Annotated in this window: 17 protein-coding genes and 1 pseudogene; 5 read left to right on the forward strand and 13 right to left on the reverse strand. The window is 75.8% G+C overall.

The window, feature by feature from the left end; genetic code table 11:
* The first annotated feature begins 4 nt into the window (after positions 1-4).
* Entirely contained in the window at positions 5-850 is an 846-nt protein-coding gene (locus ACFHW0_RS00735) for a GNAT family N-acetyltransferase (protein WP_416604741.1), read from the forward strand.
* Between the two features lie 187 nt (positions 851-1037).
* Here ACFHW0_RS00735 and ACFHW0_RS00740 read toward each other — a convergent pair whose 3' ends face one another.
* Both ACFHW0_RS00740 and lgt read right to left on the reverse strand, forming a co-directional pair.
* On the reverse strand, positions 1038-2225 hold the full coding sequence (locus tag ACFHW0_RS00740; RefSeq protein ID WP_416604743.1) for an FAD-dependent oxidoreductase: 1188 nt from the start codon (positions 2223-2225) through the stop codon (positions 1038-1040).
* A 12-nt stretch (positions 2226-2237) separates the two neighbouring features.
* On the reverse strand, positions 2238-3407 hold the full coding sequence (gene lgt / locus ACFHW0_RS00745; RefSeq protein WP_416604744.1) for a prolipoprotein diacylglyceryl transferase: 1170 nt from the start codon (positions 3405-3407) through the stop codon (positions 2238-2240).
* Between the two features lie 101 nt (positions 3408-3508).
* On the opposite strand from lgt, the gene ACFHW0_RS00750 reads away from it, so the two are divergent.
* On the forward strand, positions 3509-4051 hold the full coding sequence (locus tag ACFHW0_RS00750) for an NUDIX hydrolase (protein ID WP_416604745.1): 543 nt from the start codon (positions 3509-3511) through the stop codon (positions 4049-4051).
* 32 nt (positions 4052-4083) lie between these two features.
* On the opposite strand, the gene trpA is transcribed toward ACFHW0_RS00750, so the two are convergent.
* The 3 genes from trpA to trpC are packed head-to-tail and all read right to left on the reverse strand — an operon-like array spanning position 4084 to position 6971.
* Complete coding sequence (gene trpA / locus ACFHW0_RS00755; protein WP_416604747.1) at positions 4084-4887, reverse strand: tryptophan synthase subunit alpha; 804 nt, start codon at positions 4885-4887, stop codon at positions 4084-4086.
* A gap of 4 nt (positions 4888-4891) precedes the next feature.
* Entirely contained in the window at positions 4892-6130 is a 1239-nt protein-coding gene (trpB, locus tag ACFHW0_RS00760) for a tryptophan synthase subunit beta (RefSeq protein WP_416604749.1), read from the reverse strand.
* 37 nt (positions 6131-6167) lie between these two features.
* Positions 6168-6971, reverse strand: a complete 804-nt coding sequence (gene trpC, locus ACFHW0_RS00765) for an indole-3-glycerol phosphate synthase TrpC (protein WP_416605227.1) — start codon at positions 6969-6971, stop codon at positions 6168-6170.
* A gap of 491 nt (positions 6972-7462) precedes the next feature.
* Between trpC and ACFHW0_RS00770 the strand changes: the two genes are divergently transcribed.
* On the forward strand, positions 7463-7720 hold the full coding sequence (locus ACFHW0_RS00770) for a hypothetical protein (RefSeq protein WP_101415126.1): 258 nt from the start codon (positions 7463-7465) through the stop codon (positions 7718-7720).
* Here the strand turns inward: ACFHW0_RS00770 and ACFHW0_RS00775 are convergent.
* The 6 genes and pseudogenes from ACFHW0_RS00775 to ACFHW0_RS00800 all read right to left on the reverse strand — a co-directional run bounded on the left by ACFHW0_RS00775 (position 7713) and on the right by ACFHW0_RS00800 (position 12782).
* Entirely contained in the window at positions 7713-8342 is a 630-nt protein-coding gene (locus ACFHW0_RS00775; RefSeq protein ID WP_416604751.1) for a Trp biosynthesis-associated membrane protein, read from the reverse strand. The genes ACFHW0_RS00770 and ACFHW0_RS00775 overlap by 8 nt on opposite strands.
* A complete protein-coding gene (locus tag ACFHW0_RS00780) occupies positions 8339-9934 on the reverse strand; it encodes an anthranilate synthase component I (protein ID WP_416604753.1) in 1596 nt (531 codons plus the stop codon). The genes ACFHW0_RS00775 and ACFHW0_RS00780 overlap by 4 nt, the downstream gene beginning before the upstream one ends.
* Positions 9931-10368 (reverse strand): phosphoribosyl-AMP cyclohydrolase, encoded by a 438-nt coding sequence (gene hisI / locus ACFHW0_RS00785; protein WP_311411668.1) that lies wholly within the window; start codon positions 10366-10368, stop codon positions 9931-9933. The genes ACFHW0_RS00780 and hisI overlap by 4 nt, the downstream gene beginning before the upstream one ends.
* Positions 10369-10548: 180 nt before the next feature.
* A pseudogene (locus ACFHW0_RS00790) lies at positions 10549-11145 on the reverse strand (phosphoribosyl-AMP cyclohydrolase); the annotation flags it as partial.
* Between the two features lie 323 nt (positions 11146-11468).
* Positions 11469-11855 carry a MerR family transcriptional regulator gene (locus ACFHW0_RS00795; protein WP_416604754.1) on the reverse strand — a complete coding sequence of 129 codons (387 nt, stop codon included), beginning with the start codon at positions 11853-11855 and terminating at the stop codon, positions 11469-11471.
* A 165-nt stretch (positions 11856-12020) separates the two neighbouring features.
* Positions 12021-12782, reverse strand: coding sequence for a DUF2470 domain-containing protein (locus tag ACFHW0_RS00800; RefSeq protein ID WP_416604756.1), 762 nt, complete (start codon positions 12780-12782; stop codon positions 12021-12023).
* Between the two features lie 68 nt (positions 12783-12850).
* Here ACFHW0_RS00800 and rpsD point away from each other — a divergent pair, with 68 nt between their 5' ends.
* Complete coding sequence (rpsD, locus tag ACFHW0_RS00805) at positions 12851-13462, forward strand: 30S ribosomal protein S4 (RefSeq protein ID WP_121400587.1); 612 nt, start codon at positions 12851-12853, stop codon at positions 13460-13462.
* An 85-nt stretch (positions 13463-13547) separates the two neighbouring features.
* Here the strand turns inward: rpsD and ACFHW0_RS00810 are convergent, their stop codons facing one another.
* Both ACFHW0_RS00810 and ACFHW0_RS00815 read right to left on the reverse strand, forming a co-directional pair.
* A complete protein-coding gene (locus ACFHW0_RS00810; protein WP_416605228.1) occupies positions 13548-15275 on the reverse strand; it encodes an ABC transporter ATP-binding protein in 1728 nt (575 codons plus the stop codon).
* Positions 15276-15482: 207 nt separating this feature from the next.
* Entirely contained in the window at positions 15483-17363 is a 1881-nt protein-coding gene (locus ACFHW0_RS00815; protein ID WP_416604758.1) for an ABC transporter ATP-binding protein, read from the reverse strand.
* A 144-nt stretch (positions 17364-17507) separates the two neighbouring features.
* Here ACFHW0_RS00815 and ACFHW0_RS00820 point away from each other — a divergent pair, with 144 nt between their 5' ends.
* Positions 17508-18137, forward strand: coding sequence for a TIGR03085 family metal-binding protein (locus tag ACFHW0_RS00820; RefSeq protein ID WP_416604760.1), 630 nt, complete (start codon positions 17508-17510; stop codon positions 18135-18137).
* Positions 18138-18184: the final 47 nt, after the last annotated feature.

Consider the following 18184-nt stretch of genomic DNA (forward strand, 5'->3'; position numbering starts at 1 on the left):
CGCGGTGGATTTTCTTGACAGGGACCTGTTCGCTCGGCTGGAGCGCTTCTACGACGCGGTGCCCCGGGACGCGGCCCGCACGGAGGAGCACGGCGCCCTCGTCCTCTTCGTCCGCGAAGGCGCCGGTTGGCCGTTCTACGCCCGGCCCCGGCTCGAAGCCACCGAGGCGCCGTCGCTGGCGGACGTCACGGCGGTACGCGAGCGGCAGCGCGAACTCGGCCTGCCCGAGGCCCTCGAATGGGTGCACGAGACCACCCCCGACCTGCTGGCCGTGGCCCGCTCGGCGGGGCTGTCGGTGCTGGAGGCGCCGCTGATGGTGCTCGACCCGGCCGCCCTGCCCGACCCGGGGACCCTCACGGACGTACCGCTGCGGATGCTCGACGGGGCGGCGCCCGACTTCGCGGCGGACGTGGCGGCGCGGCGGGCGGTCGCCGCCGTCGGATTCTCCGCGGCCGGCACCGCGCCCGGCGAGGCCGGCCCCGCCCAGCGGGACGCCGCGATGGCCGAGCTGGACGAGGCGGCGCTCGACGAGGAGCGGACCCGCGTCGCCGACGGCCGGCGGCTGTCGGTGCTGGCGGAGACGCCCACCGAGGGCGCGCTGGCCAGCGGGATCGCGATGCGGGTCGGCGACGTCGCCGAGATCGCCGGCGTGGCCACCCTGCCGTCCGCCCGCCGACGTGGCCTGGGCGCGGCGGTCACCGCCACGCTGGCCCGCGAGCTGCTGGCCGCCGGCACCGACCTGGTCTCCCTCTCGGCGGGCAGCGAGGACATCGCCCGGGTCTACCTGCGCGTCGGCTTCCGCCGCGTCGGCACCGCCTGCATAGCCGAACCCACCCCCGTCACCCCCTGACCGAGCACCCCACCCACCACCCGCCCCGCCCCGCCCCCCGCCCCCCGCCCCCCGGCCGCGTCGATCATGCAGTTGTGGTGCCCGACTCAGGCCGATCCACGGCTTTTGCCCCCCACCACAACTGCATGATCGGCGGCAGCCTGGGGCCCCCGGGGGGCCGGGGGGCCGGGGGTGGGGGGGTGGGGGGTCAGGTTGGGGGGCGCCATTGGGCGGCCGTGGTGGCGGCCGTCGAGAGCAGGCGGGGGCTCAGGGCGCCCAGGGCGACATCGCGGGCGCGCAGCGCCAGCGGGCCCCGGGCCTTCAGCACCGCCGACATCCGGCGGGTCTGCCGGACCACCGTCGCCGCCCGGGGCCGGCGCACCCGGTCGTACGCCGTCACCGCGTCGGGCAGCCGGGACTCGCGCAGCAGCGAGGCGAGGGTGGCGGCGTCCTCGAAGGCGAGGCAGGCGCCCTGGCCGAGGTGCGGCGGCATGGCGTGCGCGGCGTCGCCGAGCAGCACCACCCCGCCCGGGCCGGTCGGGAAGCCGTACGACCTCGGTAGCGGTCGCAGCTCGCGGATCTCCTGCTGCACCAGGTCGGTCGGGTCGGTGGCGTCGAGCAGCTCGGCGATCGGCGCGGGCCAGCCCGCGTACCAGCGGCGCAGCAGGGCGAGCTGGGTCTCCGGCGGTTCCGGGCGGGGCGCGCCGACGGCGGTGGCCACCCAGTAGATGCCGCCCCGGCTGGAGCCGCCCGAGGAGCCGCGCTCGCCCAGCGAGGCGGACACGAAGCGGTAGCCGGCACCGAGCACCTCGCCGCCGACGGACCGGTCGGCGGGCAGCTTCGGGGCCCGGTACCAGGGGATCACCGCCCGCCAGGCGGCGCAGCCGGAGCTGATCACACCGGACTCGGGGGCGAGCTGCCGGCGGACCGCGCTGTCGGTGCCGTCGGCGGCGACGACCAGGTCGGCCTCGATGGTGTGCCGGCCGTCGCCGACGGAGGGACGCTCCCCGGACACGGCGCGGACCGTCCGCACGGTCACCCCGGTGTGCAGCTCGACCTCGTCGCCAAGGCCGGCGATCAGCGCGTCGTGCAGGTCCTCCCGGTGCACCACCACCGGCATCCGGTCGGCCGGCGTGGGGCGGGGCTGCACCAGCCAGTGCCCGTCCGGGCGGCGCACCCCGCCGTCGGGGAGCGCCGTGGCGATCGCCTCCAGGCCGGCGCCGAGGCCCAGGGCGCGCAGCGCGCGTACCCCGTTGGGCCAGAGCGCCACGGCGGTCGGCTCGGGGCGGACGCGGTCGGCACGCTCCAGCAGGGTGACCCGCCAGCCGGAGCGGGCCAGCGCACCGGTGACCGCGAGGCCGCCGATCCCGGCGCCGACCACGACCGCGCTACGCATGGGTGCTCCTTCTCAGCTGTCGCGGTCGGCGGGCCGGGTGCCCGTGGCCCCGGCCCGGTCCTGTGGGGTCTCCCCGGCGGGCGCGGCACCGTCACCGGCGGACCCGGGGGCGGCGTCCGCACCGGCCGACGGCGCGTCGGCCGACCCGGGCGCGGCCGCCCCGTCCGGCGCCTCGCCGGTCTCCTGCCAGTGCCGGTACTGCTCCTCGCTGACCACGCGGTAGCCCTCCGGGGCGGCCGGCCGGGAGCCGGCCTCCCGCGCGGACAGGTCGACCTGCGAGACGTCGGAGTCGACGGCCGGTTCGGGCGTCGCGGCGGCGCCGACCGGGACGAGGTACTCCCGGGGGCCGCGCACCCGCACGAAGTAGGCCAGGGCGCCGAGGAAGACCAGGCCGGCGGTCCAGACGTTCAGGCGTACGCCCAGGATGGTGTTCGCCTCGTCGGTGCGCATCAGCTCGATCCAGAACCGCCCGGCCGTGTAGCCCATCACGTAGAGCGCGAACGCCCGTCCCCGGCCGAGACGCAGCTTGCGGTCGAGCACGAGGACGAGCGCGGCCACGCCGAGGTTCCACAGCAGCTCGTAGGCGAACGTCGGGTGGTAGAGACCCGGTTCGAGGATCGGCTGGCCGGCGTCGTCGCGCAGCGCGTGACCCGGGTTGTCCGGGTCCATCCGGTGGATCTCCAGCCCCCAGGGCAGGCTGGTCCGCCCGCCGTAGAGCTCGTTGTTGAACCAGTTGCCGAGGCGGCCGATCGCCTGCGCCAGCGGCAGGCCGGGTGCCAGCGCGTCGGCGACCACCGCGAACGGGATGCCGAGCTGCCGGGCCGCGAGCCACGCGCCGACGGCCCCGCCGGCCACCGCGCCCCAGATGCCGAGACCGCCCTCCCAGATGGCGAACGCCTTCATCGGGTCGCCGCCGGTGCCGAAGTACTTCTCCGGCGAGGTGATCACGTGGTAGATGCGGGCGCCGATGATGCCGGCCGGCACCGCCCAGACCGCGATGTCGAGGACCGCGCCGGGGGCGACGCCGCGCTGGCGCAGCCGCCGCTCGGTGACCCAGCAGGCCACCACGATGCCGACGATGATGCACAGCGCGTACGCCCGGATCGGCACCGGTCCGAGCTGCCAGACGGCGGTGCTGGGGCTGGGCAGGGCCGCCTGGGGGGTCAGCGAGGCGAGAGTCACGGATGCACACGCTACCGCCGTGCACCCCTCCGGTGGCACCCCGGTCCACCGTCCGCCGGACCCGGTGACTTCTGGTTTGCGTCGCCGTAGGCTGTTTGTCCATGAGCGCGCTCACCTGGGCGGTCGCCGCGGTCGTCACCGACGACGCCGGCCGGGTGCTGCTGTGCCGGCAGGGCCGGGGCGAGCGCCACGGCCTGCCCGGTGGGCGGCTGCGCCCGGCCGAGAGCCCCGTGCACGCGGCCACCCGCGACATCCGGGCCGAGACCGGGTGGGAGGTCGAGGTCGTCGACCTGGTCGGCCTCTACCACCTCGCCGGGCGGTGCGGGCCGGCGCCGGTGGCGCGCGCGGCTTCGGCGGCCGGGCGGGCCGGGCCGCTGCCCGACGTCCTGGTGCACGTCTTCCGGGCGCGTACGCGGGGGTCGGGGCCGGTCGGCGATCCGGCGGGCGGCTGCCGGCTGTCCTGGCACCACCCCTCGGCCCTGCCCGAGGCGCTCACCCCGACCACCCGGGCGGCGCTCACCGACGCCCTGGCGGGCCGCTCCGGCGTGCTGCGTGACGCCGCCCCGGGCGACCCGGCGCCGACGGCGGGCCACCCGCCGGGGCAGCGGAGCACTCCGCCGGCCGACCGGACGCCCCAGCACTGACCCGGGGCGGGGCGGGAGGGCGCGGTCGGGGCTCAGCGGGTGGGGTTGCGGACGCCCTCGGCGAGTTCCGCGCTCAGCGCGCGCAGGGCGGCCAGCCCGGACGCCTCGTCCGGCGCGTCGAGCAGGCAGCGGATCAGGGCGCTGCCGACGATGACGCCGTCGGCGTACCCGGCGACGGTGCCGGCCTGCGCGCCCGTGCCGACGCCCAGCCCGACGCCGACCGGCAGGTCGGTGCCCTCCCGCACCCGCGACACCAGGACGGGTGCCGCGTCGGACGTCTGCGCCCGGGCGCCGGTCACCCCCATGATCGCCGTGGCGTAGACGAAGCCCCGGCAGTGCTCGACGGTCATCGCCAGCCGCGCGTCGGTCGAGGACGGCGAGACCAGGAAGGTGCGGTCCAGCCCGTACGCGTCCGAGGCGGCGAGCCACTCGCCGGCCTCCTCGGGGATCAGGTCCGGGGTGACCAGCCCGGTGCCCCCGGCCGAGGCGAGGTCCCGGGCGAAGGCGTCGACGCCGTACCGCTCGACGGGGTTCCAGTAGGTCATCGTGACCACGGGCGCCCCGGTGGCCGCGACCGCCTCGATGACGCGCAGCGTGTCGCGGGTGCGTACGCCGCCGGCGAGGGCGATGTCGCTGGCCTTCTGGATCACCGGCCCGTCCATCACCGGATCGGAGTACGGGATCTCGACCTCGATGACGTCGACGCCGGCGGCGACCATGGCGGTCATCGCGGCGATGCTGCCCTCGACGGTCGGGAACCCGGCCGGCATGCAGCCGACCAGCACGGCCCGCCCGTCGGCGCGGGCCTTGTCGAAGGCCACCCCGATCCGGCTCACGTTCTCACTGCTCCTTGTCGAGGATGCCGAAGTAGTCGCCGGCGGTGTGCACGTCCTTGTCGCCCCGGCCGGAGAGGTTGACCACGATGGTGGGCTCCCGGCCCAGCTCCGCGGCGAGCTTCGGGGCGATCCTGAGGGTGCCGGCGAGCGCGTGGGCGCTCTCGATCGCCGGGATGATGCCCTCGGTGCGGCAGAGCAGCTCGAACGCGGCCATCGCCTCGTCGTCGGTCACCGGCAGGTACGTCGCCCGGCCGCTGTCGTGCAGCCAGGCGTGCTCCGGCCCGACGCCCGGGTAGTCCAGCCCGGCGGAGATCGAGTGCGACTCGCACGTCTGCCCGTCGGCGTCCTGGAGCACGTACGTCCGGGTGCCGTGCAGCACCCCGGCGGAGCCGCCGGTGATGCTGGCGGCGTGCCGGCCGGTCTCCACCCCGTCGCCGCCGGCCTCGAAGCCGTACAGGCGCACGTCGGGGTCGCCGACGAAGGCGTGGAAGATGCCCAGGGCGTTGGAGCCGCCGCCGACGCAGGCGGTGACGGCGTCCGGCAGCGCGCCGGTCAGGTCCAGGCACTGCTGGCGCGCCTCGTCGCCGATGCCCCGGACGAAGTCGCGGACCATCGCCGGGAAGGGGTGCGGTCCGGCGGCGGTGCCGATCAGGTAGTGGGTGTCGTCGACGTTGGCGACCCAGTCGCGCATCGCCTCGTTCATCGCGTCCTTGAGCGTGCGCGAGCCGTTGGTGACGGGGACGACGGTGGCGCCGAGCATCCGCATCCGGGCCACGTTGAGCGCCTGCCGCTCGGTGTCGACCTGGCCCATGTAGACCACGCAGTCGAGGTCGAACAGGGCGGCGGCGGTGGCGGTGGCGACGCCGTGCTGCCCGGCGCCGGTCTCCGCGATCACCCGGCGCTTGCCCATCCGCCGGGTCAGCAGCGCCTGGCCGAGCACGTTGCGCACCTTGTGCGCCCCGGTGTGGTTGAGGTCCTCGCGCTTGAGCAGCACCCGCGCGCCCACCTTGGCGGAGAACCGCTGCGCCGCGTAGAGCAGCGAGGGGGTGCCGGCGTAGTCGCGCAGCAGGGCACCGAACTCGGCCCGGAACGACTCGTCGGCCATCGACGCGCGGTGCGCCGCGTCCAGCTCGTCGAGCGCCGCGACCAGCGCCTCCGGTACGAACCGGCCGCCGAAGCGGCCGAAGTGACCGGCGGGATCGGGCAGCGGACCGGTCGGTGCGGCCAACGCGTCGGCGCTCATGAGATGGTCCTCTCGGTGCTGACGAACCGGCGCGGGATCAGCGCACCGGGCGGGGCGTTGCCGGGTGGTTGCCGGCGTTGACCAGCTCGGCCACCGCCTCGCGGGGGCTCTTCTGGGTGACCAGGCCCTCGCCGACCAGGACCGCGTCGGCGCCCGCCGAGGCGTACCGGATGAGGTCGTGCGGGCCACGCACCCCCGACTCCGCGATCTTGACGACGCTGCTGGGCAGGCCGGGCGCGATCCGCTCGAACACCGAGCGGTCGACCTCCAGGGTACGCAGGTTGCGGGCGTTGACCCCGATCACCTGGGCACCGGCCTCCAGGGCACGGTCGGCCTCCTCCTCGTCGTGGACCTCGACCAGCGCGGTCATGCCCAGCGACTCGATCCGCTCCAGCAGGCCGACGAGGGCGTTCTGCTCCAGCGCGGCGACGATCAGCAGCACCAGGTCGGCACCGTGCGCGCGGGCCTCGTGCACCTGGTAGCTGGAGACGACGAAGTCCTTGCGCAGCACCGGGATGCTGACGGCGGCGCGGACGGCGGCCAAATCGTCGAGCGAGCCGCCGAACCAGCGCCCCTCGGTGAGCACGCTGATCGCCCGCGCGCCGCCGTCGGCGTAGTCGCCGGCCAGGTCGGCCGGGTCGGCGATCTCGGCCAGCCGCCCCTTGGACGGCGACGAGCGCTTCACCTCGGCGATCACGGCGACGCCCGGCTTGCGCAGGGCCGCGTACGCGTCCAACGGTGGCGGCGCGGCGGCGGCCAGGTCGCGGATCCGCTCCAGCGGAACCTGCTCCTGTCGCCGGGCGACGTCCTCACGCACGCCGGCCAGGATCTCGTCGAGCACGCCTACGGACGCCGCCGGACCGGCCTCGTCCCCCTCCGCGTGCGCATGCTCAGCAGTCACCAACGGACTCCCCTCTCCGGGTGTCATGGGCCGATGCTAGGGGGCGCCACCTGGCGACGGGCGCCGGGGGTATGGCGTGCCTCACGAGATGGGCTGGGGCATAATGGCCGACCTCCGGTGAACGGGATGTCACGCAGGGCGATCATGCCCCACGACGAACGCCACCCGACCATCCCCGCCTCCGCCCCCCAGGTCATCGACGTGATCCTATCTCGTGGCGCGGTCGGCCGCCCGGTCCGGTGCCCGCCGCCGACGCCCGTCGATGGTGTGACCTACCTCAAGGTCGAACGACCCTTTGCCTGGTGGCGGGCCTGCGAGCAGTGTTGACGTGTCGGTCACCACGGCGAAACGTGAACCGGCGAGCATCGTCCTCGGGCAGACTCGATGACGCGCCTGCCCCACCGTCACCAACGATCCTCTGCGGGGTGATCATGAGCACTGTCGAGCCGCACCAGCCCATCGGACTGACGACCGTCTCCCGTACCGTCGCGTCGCTCGCCGTCGGCGTGGTCCACACGCTGGAGCGCGCCGTGGTGGGCGAGGCACGGATGCGCACCGCGCGGGGCAACGCCTGGGAGGCGGTCTGCGCCGACCGGGCCCGGGCGGAGCAGCGGGCCGAGCTCGACCGCCTGGTGGCGGAGCTGGCGGCGGCCCGGGCCGCCGCCCGCGAGCGCCAGCCGGTCAGCTGACCGTCGGGTCCTCGCCCCGGTCCAGCGCGTCCCACGCCTCGGTGGTCTGCCGGCCGGTGACCCGGTCGCCCGCACCCCGGCCGCTCTCAGCAGGGGCGGCCGGCGCGGCGTCGCCCGCGGGCCGCCGCTCGTACCGGGCGCCCATGGCCGGCCAGTGGCGACCCCGCAGGGCCGTCAGCAGCCCGCCCGCCGTGGCGAGCACCCCGCCGAGCAGGCAGAGCGCCGGCCAGTGCCGGGCGACCTCGCCGTCGAACGCCGCGACCAGGCCGTAGCCGCCGCCGGCCGCCACGGCCGCGCCGAGCACGCACAGCAGCCCGCCCAGCAGCCGCCGCGCCCGCCCCCGGGTGGCGAGCACCGCCCCGCCGCCGGCCAGCCCGACCAGGGCCAGCGCCGGCAGCCAGGGCAGCAGGCCGGCGCCCGTGCGGGCGTCGCGTACCGGCGGCAGCGGGGTGGGCCGGGCGGTCAACTCGACCGCCCAGGTGCGGGTCGACGCCCACAGCGCCAGGCCCGCGCCGGCCACGCAGAGCAGCACGGCGTACGTCAGCTCGCGCCGCTGCGCGCCCGGCCGCGCGCCCCGGCCCGCGTCGCTCGCCGGAGCGGTCCCCGGCCCGGCGGCCGTCACCGGGCGGGCCGGAGGGTCTCGGCGGCGGCGATGGCGGCGAGCACGGCGGCGGCCTTGTTCCGGGTCTCCTGGTCCTCGGCGGCCGGGTCGGAGTCGGCCACCACCCCCGCCCCGGCCTGCACGTACGCCCTGCCGTCGCGCATCAGCGCGGTGCGGATCGCGATCGCCATGTCCAGGTCGCCACCGAAGCCGAAGTAGCCCACGGTGCCCCCGTAGATGCCGCGCCGGACCGGTTCCAGCTCCTCGATGATCTCCATGGCCCGCACCTTGGGCGCGCCGGAGAGGGTGCCGGCGGGGAAGGTCGCGGCCAGCGCGTCGAAGGCCGTACGGTCCTCGCGCAGCGTGCCGACCACGGTCGAGACGATGTGCATGACGTGGCTGTAGCGCTCGATGGTGGCGAACTCCGGCACCTCGACCGTGCCCGGGCGGCAGACCCGGCCCAGGTCGTTGCGACCCAGGTCGACCAGCATCACGTGCTCGGCCCGTTCCTTCGGGTCGGCGAGCAGTTCCGCGGCGAGGCGGGCGTCGGCCTCGGGGGTGCCGCCGCGCGGCCGGGTGCCGGCGATCGGGTGCAGCAACGCCCGCCGCCGCCCCTCGGCGTCGCTGGTCACCTTCAGGTGCGCCTCGGGCGAGGAGCCGACGATGTCGAAGCCGTCGAAGCGCAGCAGGTACATGTACGGGCTCGGGTTCGTCGTGCGCAGCACGCGGTAGACGTCCAGCGGGTCGGCGTGCGTGTCCCGCTCGAACCGCTGGGCCAGCACGATCTGGAAGCACTCGCCGGCCCGGATCGCCTCCTTGGCCGCCTCGACGGCCTTCGGGTAGCCGCCCTCGGGCGTGCGGCTGCGCACCTCGCCCGCCGGGGGCCGCCCGACGGTCGAGACCATCGGCGGGATCGGCCGGGACAGCGCGGTGGTCATCGCGTCGAGCCGCCCGACCGCGTGGTGGTACGCCGCCGTGACCTCGGCGTCCCGGTCCGGCTCGGACAGTGGCGGCAGGATCGCGTTGGCGACGAGGATCGCCGAGCCGTCGTAGTGGTCCAGCACCACCAGGTCGGTGGCGAGCATCATGCCCAGCTCGGGCACGCCCAGGTCGTCCTCGGTCAGCTCGGGCAGCCGCTCGAAGCGCCGGATCAGCTCGTAGCCCAGGTAGCCGACCATGCCGCCGGTCAGCGGGGGCATGCCGCTGGCCGCGTCCCACGCCGGGCCGGCGAGCGCCTCGACGGTCTCGCGCAGCACCCGGACCGGGTCGCCGGTTGTGGGCAGGCCGGCCGGTGGCCGCCCCGTCCACACCGCGGCACCGTCCCGCTCGGTCAGCGTGGCGCTGCTGCGTACGCCGATGAACGAGTAGCGCGACCAGGCCAGGCCGGCCGAGCCGACGCCCTGCTCGGCGGACTCCAGCAGGAACGTCCCCGGGCCGCCGGCGAGCTTGCGGTAGACGCCGACGGGGGTCTCCGCGTCGGCGAGCAGCCGGCGGGTGACCGGCACGACCCGCCAGCGGGCGGCCAGCTCGGTGAAGGTGGCCGGATCCGGGCTGACCACGCCGTCGGTGCGGGACCGCCCGCCGTTCGCGGCGGCGGGACCGGGCGCGCTCACCGGGCGCCCGCCCCGTCCCCGCCGACCGGCAGCTCGGTGAAGAAGCAGGTGCGGTGCCCCGTGTGGCAGGCCGCGCCGACCTGGTCGACGTCGACCAGCAGCGCGTCGCCGTCGCAGTCCAGCGCCACGGCGCGGACGTACTGGTGGTGCCCGGAGGTGGCGCCCTTGACCCAGTACTCCCGGCGGCTGCGCGACCAGTAGGTGGCCCGGCCGGTGGTCAGGGTGCGGTGCAGCGCCTCGTCGTCCATCCAGGCGACCATCAGCACCTCGCCGGAGTCGTGCTGGCGGACCACGGCGGCCACCAGGCCGTCGGGGGTGCGGCGCAGCCGGGCGGCGATGGCCGGGTCGAGCCGGGACGGACGGACCGCGCCGTCGGCCGCGGGCTCCTGCGGACTGGGGTGGGCGCCGGTCACGGGCGCGTCAGGTACGGGCACAGTGACCCATTGTCCCGGACGCGGGGCGGGCACGGGTGACGGCTCCCGCCGGGGCCGCGGCGGCCGGTGGGCGGGCCGGGTCAACTGGTCGACGTAGCGGTCCAGCCGGCCGTCGGCCAGGGCGTCGGCCAGGTCCGCGCCGGCGGCCCGCGCGACCTCGGCGGCGTACGGGCGGATCAGCGGCAGGACGCCGCCGACCAGGCGGGCCGCGGCGGCGCAGAGCTGGCCGGCGGAGCCGGGCCGCAGGCCGAGGCAGAGCAGCAGGTCCTCCCGGTAGTTCGGGGGCGCCACGGGCAGGTCGAGGGCGGCGGCGAAGGCCGCCCGCCGGGAGGTCACCCGGACCGTGGGGTTGGCCAGCCGCAGCACGGACGGGCAGAGCCGGGCCAGGTCGGCGGCGGCCAGCCGGACGCCGAGGTGGTCGTCGGCGTCCCGCGCGCCGGCCACCTTACCGAGCGTCGCGATCAGCTCCTCCAACTGCGGCTCGCCGGCGGGATGGCAGAGCACCGGCAGGTCGATCCGGGGGCGCCAGTGCGGGTCCGCCCACAGCAGCCGGGCCGGCGCCGTCACCGGCAGCCCGAACGCCCAGTCGGCGGGCTCGCCGAGGCGGCTCAGCCAGGAGCGGACGTCGCGGGCGGCCACCGAGACGTGGGTCAGCCGGCCCCCGTGCTCGGCCAGGAACGCCCGGCGGGCGGCGTACGGGGCGCCGCCGAGCAGCACGTCGACGTCAACGTCGCTGTGCGCGGTGGCGGCCCGCCTGGCGTGGCTGCCGCGCAGCATGATGCCGACCACGGGCTGCTCGGCGCCGGCCCGCAACCGGGCCGCCCATTCGCCGAGGAACCTCTCGTCCGGTGACGCAGCGTGACCCACGGCGCCATCGTGCCGTACGTCCGATCAGGGCGCAATGCCCGATGCCGCGCCTGATGCCCGTTGGCGGACCCGCTGTCCGGTCCGAAGGCTAATGCCCGACCAATCGCATCGCCGCCTCGGGTACCGGCCCCCGGCGACCACGCCCGGCGGCACCGCCGCGCCCAGCCGGGCCCGCTGCCCGGGCGTGAGCCGGGCGCGCAGACCTCGGCCCGGACGCCCCCAGGGTCGGCATATCAGCCGCACCCCTCCGCCCGACAGTAGTTGTCGATCTTGTAGTTGAGCACCTTCAGATCCTCCTCCAGCTCGGCCATCCGGCTCAGCACGCGGGCCCGGTGCGCCCCGAAGAGCGCCCGCCGGGCGCCCAGGGTGGCGTCGCCCTGCCGGGCCAGCTCCGCGTAGCGGCGCATGTCCCGCACCGGCATGCCCGTACGGCGCAGCCGGGTGAGCAGGAACAGCCAGTCGACGTCGCGTTCGGTGTAGCGACGGCGCCCGGCCGAGTCGCGCCCGACCGGGGCGACGAGGCCCTCCTGCTCGTACCAACGCAGCGTGTAGGTGGTCAGGCCGACCCGCTCGGCCGCCTCGCCGACGGTCAGGGTCGCCTCCCGGATGCTGATGTCCACGCCGTCCAGGCTTCCAGTTCGAGTGCACGCGAAGTCAACCGTTGCCGCCCGGCCGCCCCGGAGGCGCTCATCGCGGCGGTCGGCCCCACCGTGCAGCGCTACCTGACGGGCGACATCGCCGAGGTCTTCGCCGGCTGACCGGACGGCCGGGGCGGCGGCAACCGGTCAGGCGTGGTCGGCGTGCCGGGACGACGAGGCGTGCCGGCAGACCAGCGGATGCAGGAGTCGGGTCAGCTCCGCCTGACAGTCCAGCGGGCGCGGGAACGCCAGCCGGACACGCCGGCGGGCACCGGGTCGGCCGTGGGTGACCAGCAGGCCGTACCGGTCGATCCGGACCACCCGGGGCGCGGTGTCGGGGTCGCCGTCGGCGAGGCCGAGCTGGCGGCGCAGGTATCCGGCCACCTCGGCGGCGTGGTGGCCGGCGAGGTCGGCCAGGAGTTCGGCCTCGACGGCGTGCAGCGGGTCGGGCTCCGCCTCGGCGTACGCCTCGGGGTCGATGCGGCTGACGGTGTCGCCGCGTTCCCAGCGGGCCTCGACCACCTCGAAGCGGTGCAGCCGGAACCGGGTGCCGACGTCGAGCAGGTCACCGGCCGGCTCCACGGCCGCGAAGTCCAGCGCGGCGCGGCGCTCCTCCTCCCCGTCCAGCCGGGCCGCCCAGCCGGAGACCCAGGCCCGGCCGAGGCTCGGCGCGCCGGCGGCGGGCGGCAGGTCCAGCACGTCCAGCACCAGCGCGACCTCGCCATCGCCGTCGGCGGGGCGCAGCGCGGCGGCGAGGTCGCTGACGACCGGCACCAGCAGCAGCACCCGGCCGTCCGGGTCGGTCACGTGCTGGACCTGGTGCGGGCCGGGCCGGTGCGCGACGTGGGCGATGCCGGGCAGCCGGCCCGCGACGAGGGTACGGACGATCTCCGCCGGGCTGGGCCGCATGAACGACTCCTTCGTAGGTTAGCCTTACCTAACTCGGAGACTAGAGCACCGGATCGGAGTCGTCCAGCGTGAACCAACCCAGGCCCAAGGCCCGCCTCTCCCGCGCCCTCGGCATCCCCCTGACTCGCAAGTGCGTGCGGTACTTCGAGCGGCGCCCCTTCCCGCCCGGAGTGCACGGCCGGCAGCGCCGCAAGACCTCGGACTACCAGGTGCGGCTGCTGGAGAAGCAGCGCCTGCGCCACCAGTACAACGTCAGCGAGACCCAGCTCCGGCGCGTCTTCGACGAGGCCGCCCGGAGCGCCGGCAAGACCGGCGAGAGCCTGGTCGCGCTGCTGGAGCGACGGCTCGACGCGGTGGTGCACCGGGCCGGCCTGGCCCGCAGCATCTACCAGGCCCGGCAGCTCGTCGCGCACGGCCACTTCACCGTCGACGGACGCAAGGTCGACCGGCCGTCGTACCGGCTGCGTCCGGGCCAGGTGGTGGCCGTCCGCGAACGCAGCCGCGCGTCCGTGCCGTTCCAGCTCGCCGCCGCGGGCGCCAACGCCACCGAGGGACCCGGCCAGCCGTACCTGTCGGTGGAGCTGGGCGAGCTGCGGACCACGTTGCTGCGCGAGCCCGCCCGGCACGAGGTGCCGGTGATCTGCGACGAGCAACTGGTGGTGGAGTTCTACTCCCGCTGACCGCCGCGCGGCCCGGCGCACAGCCGGGCCGCGCGCCCGACCGGGCCGGCGGAGACGGCCCGGCGCGTACGGACGACGGGTCGGCTCAGCGCGTCTGCTCCAGCCAGGAGGCGTAGAGCAGGCCGTAGACCGACTCCGGGTCGCGGACCAGCTCGTCGTGCGGACCGCGCTGCACGATCCGGCCCTTGTCCACCACGATGACCTCGTCGGCGGCCTGCGCCGTGGAGAGCCGGTGCGCGATCGCGAGGGTGGTGCGCCCCCGGGTGACCGCATCCAGGGTGCGTTGCAGCCGCACCTCCGTGGCCGGGTCGACCGCGCTCGTCGCCTCGTCCAGCACCAGCAGGTCCGGGTCTGCCACGTACGCGCGGGCCAGCGCGACCAGCTGCCGCTCCCCCACGCTCAGTGCCTCGCCGCGCTCCCCCACCGGCGTGTGCAGCCCCGACGGGAGCCCGTCCAGCCAGTCCGCCAGCCCCAGCTCGGTGAAGGCCGCCCCGAGCTGCTCGTCGGTCAGCTCCGGCCGGGCGAAGCGGACGTTCTCCGCCACCGTGGCGTCGAAGAGGAACCCGTCCTGCGGGACCATCACCACCCGCGAGCGCAGCGAGGCGAACCGGACCCGGTCCAGCGGCACGCCGGAGAGCAGCACCTGGCCGGCGGTCGGGTCCATCAGGCGGGTGAGCAGCTTGGCGAATGTGGTCTTGCCGCTGCCGGTCTCGCCGACCACCGCCACCCGGCTCTTCGCCGGGATCTCCAGGCTGACGTCGTGCAGCACGGGCGGACCCCCCGGGTACGCGAAGCGCACCCCCGCGAAGCGGATGTCCAGCGGACCGGACGGCAGCTCGCGCCCCTGCTCGCCCGGGTCGGCGACGTCCGGCTCGACGTCCAGCACGTCCAGCACCCGGCGCCAGCCCGCGATGGCGTTCTGCGCCTCGTTGAGCACCTCGGTCGCGATCTGCACCGGCTGGATGAAGAGGGTGACCAGGAAGAGGAAGGCGGTCACCTCGCCGATGCTCAGGGTGCGGTCGGCGCCGAGGGTCACCCCGAGCACCACCACACCGGCCAGCGCCAGGCCGGCCGCCAGCTCCCCGGCCGAGCTGCCCATGATGCTGATCCTGATCGCCCGCTGCTGGGCCCGCCGCTGGCCGTCGATCGCCTCGTCCAGCCGGCGGGCCGTCCGGCCGGCGATCCCGTACGCCCGGATGACCGGCGCGCCGACCACGCTCTCCCCGATCGCGCCGAGCAGCGTGCCCGTGCGCTGCCGGACCACCCCGTACGCCCCGGCGAGGCGGCGCTGGAGCTGCCGGATCACGAACACGGCGGGCAGGAAGGCGGCGAACACCACCAGGGTCAGCTGCCAGGAGTACGCGAACATGACCAGCGTGGTGACCGCCAGCTGGCCGAGGTTGATCACCAGGATCACGCCGCCCCACTGGAGGAACTGGGTGATCTGGTCGACGTCGCTGGTCACCCGGGAGACCAGCGAACCGCGCCGCTCCGACTGCTGGTGCAGCATCGACAGGTCGTGCACGTGCCGGAACGCCCGGATCCGCACGTTGGCCAGCGCGGTCTCGCTGACCGTGAAGAGCCGGCGCATCATCAGGTAGCCACAGAGCGTGGTCACCACCAGCACCCCGGCGGTGGCGGCCACCACCTTCCAGACCACGCCCAGGTCCAGGCCGCCGACGATGCCGTTGTCGATGCCCTGCTGCACCGCCACCGGGACGGCCGCCCGGCCGACCATGTAGACCAGGGCCAGGCCGAGCGTGCCGGCCAGGCCGACCCGCAGCTCCGGGGAGAGCGCCAGACCGCGGCGCAGCGTCTGCCACGTCGTCTCGGGCGCCTCGGGGGTCTCAGGCGCCTCGGCGGCCCCGGTCCTCCGCGCCGCGTCCGTGGTGGTGGTAGTGGTCACCGGACACCTCTTCCGTTCGCGACTGCGGGGCTCCGCTGCGCTGCACTCCTCGCGCTCACCGGGCCCGCCTTCCGTTCGCGACTGCGGGGCTCCGCTGCGCTGCACTCCTCGCGCTCACCGGTCCACCTCGATCTCCAGGCCCGACGGCAGCGGGGCGACCTCGTCGTACGTCTCGTCCTTGGTGTGGTCGACCTCGGCCTGCTCGTAGGCGGTGACCAGGTCGGCGTAGCCCGGCACCGTGGCCAGCAGCTCGGCGTGCGGGCCACGGGCGAGCACCCGGCCCTGCTCCAGGTAGACCACCTCGTCGGCCAGCGCGATGGTGGCCCGCCGGTAGGCGACCACCAGGATCGACGCGGCCGGTGCACCGGCCTGCCCCGCCGAGGAGCGCAGCCCGGCCAGGATGGCCGCCTCCACCCGCGGGTCGACGGCGCTGGTGGCGTCGTCGAGCACCAGCAGGCGTGGCCGGCCGGCGAGCGCGCGGGCCAGGGTGAGCCGCTGCCGCTGACCGCCGGAGAGGGAGGTGCCCCGCTCGCCGACCCTCGTGTCGAGACCGTCGGGCAGGGCCGTGACGAAGCCGTCCGCCTCGGCCAGCCGCAGCGCGGCCCAGACGTCGTCGTCGCCGATGCCCGGTCGGTCCAGCGCGATGTTGGCGCGCACCGTGTCGTCGAAGACGAACGGCACCTGGGCGACCAGCGCGGCGGTGCCCGCCAGCGAGGCGGCGGTGAGCCGGCGGACGTCCACCCCGTCCACGCACACCGTGCCGGCCAGCGGGTCGACCAGCCGCACGGCCAGCGCGGCGATCGTCGACTTGCCGGAGCCGGTCGGCCCGACCAGGGCCACGGTCTTCCCGGCGGGCACGGTGAAGGAGACGTCGCCGAGCACCTCCGTGCCGCGCAGGTGCGCCTCGGCCGGCTCGTAGCCGAACCGCACGCCGGCGAACGCGAGGGTGGCGGGGCGGGGGTCCGTCACGTCGAGCGTGGTGTCGCCGTACGCCATCTCGCCGGTCGCGTCGAGCACCCGCCGGACCCGGTCCCAGCCGGCGACGCTGCGCGGCAGCTCGGCCAGCACCCAGCCGATGGCCCGTACGGGAAACGCCAGCACCGTGAAGAGGAAGGCGACGCTGATCAGCTCGGCGACGCTGATCGCGCCCTGCCGCAGCCGGATCGCGCCGACCACCAGCACGGCGAGGGTGCCGAGGCTGGGCAGGGTCTCCAGCAGCGGGTCGAAGACGCCGCGCAGCCGCCCGACCGCCACCAGCGAGTCGCGCAGCTCGCCCGCGCGGGCGGCGAACCGGTCGGTCTCCTGCGCCTCCCGGCCCATCGTCTTGACGACCAGGGCGCCGTCGAAGCTCTCGTGCGCGATGCCGCTGACCTCGGCGCGCAGCCGTTGGGCCCGGGCCTGGCGGGGAGCCATCCGACGGGAGTAGGCGACGTTGAGCGCGAAGAGCGCCGGGAAGACCGCGACGCCGACCAGGGCCAGCGCCCAGTCGGTGGCGAAGAGCGACGCCACCGCGCCGACCAGCATCACCAGGGTGCCGACCGCGAACGGCAGCGGGGCGATCGGATACCAGGCGGCCTCGACGTCGGAGTTGGCGTTGGACAGCAGCGTGCCGGTGGCGTTGCGGTGGTGCCAGGACAGCGGCAGCTCCAGGTAGCGGCGGGTGACCCGGCGCCGGTAGGCGGCCTGGAGGCGGTACTGCATGTAGCCCGCGCCGAGCCGGCGGCCGAAGATGCCGGCCACCCGCAGCACGCTGATGCCGAACAGCGCGACGGCCGCCAGGGCCAGCCCGCCGACCCCGACCGCGCCGCGCTCGATCGCCGGCACCACCACGTCGCCGACCACGGCGCCCACCACGTACGCGCTGGCCACCGTCATGGCGCCGAAGAGCACGCTGCCGCTCACCGCGACCGCGAAGATGCGCGGCTCCTCCCGGATCGCCCGCCCGAGGACGGCCAGCCCCCGCACCAGCACGTCCCGACTCGTCCTGCTCGCCACACTCTCCCCCGCCGTAAGCCGTACTTATCTTCCTCATCCTTACCGGTCCGGGCCAGCTCCGCCGCCCCGGTCCGCTATGTCCACCGTCACGGCCGCCGGCCCACTCGACGCGCCGAGTGGGCCGTACGCGCCTACGATCGGTGCATGCCGCGGTACGCCCGATCGGAGCGCGAGGCGCTCGCCGACCTGATGCAGACGCTGGGACCGGACGCGCCGACGGTCAACGAGGGGTGGAGCACCCGCGACCTCGCCGCCCACCTGGTGCTGCGCGAACGCCGGCCCGACGCCGCCGGCGGCATCCTGCTCCCGCCGCTGCGCGGCTACTCCGAACGGGTGCGCCTACGCGTCGCCGCGCGCCCCTGGCCACGCCTTCTCGAGCAGGTGCGCCGGCCGCCGGTGTGGAGTCCGGTCAGCAACCCGGTCACCGACGAGCTGGCCAACACGCTGGAGTTCTTCATCCACCACGAGGACGTGCGCCGCGCCCGCCCGGGCTGGCTCCCCCGCGACCTCGCGGCGGGGCTGAACGCGGCGCTCTGGAAGCGGTGCGCCGGGCTGGCCCGGCTGGCGCTGCGCCGGTTCCCGGCGGATGTCTTCGTCCAGGCGCCCGGCTACGGGGAGCTCTCCGTCGGCCGGGGCGGCGAACCCGTGCGGGTGGTGGGCGCGCCGGGCGAACTGGCCCTGTTCCTCAGCGGCCGGCAGCGGATCTCCCGGGTGCAGATCGACGGGCCGGCGGCACCGGCCGAGCGACTTCGGGGCGCCGACCTGGGCATGTGACGCGCTGTACGTAAACGGTCACAGCACGATTCGGAAAAGTGGTCACC

The sequence above is a fragment of the Micromonospora sp. LOL_025 genome (assembly GCF_048060285.1).
Lineage (GTDB): Bacteria > Actinomycetota > Actinomycetes > Mycobacteriales > Micromonosporaceae > Micromonospora.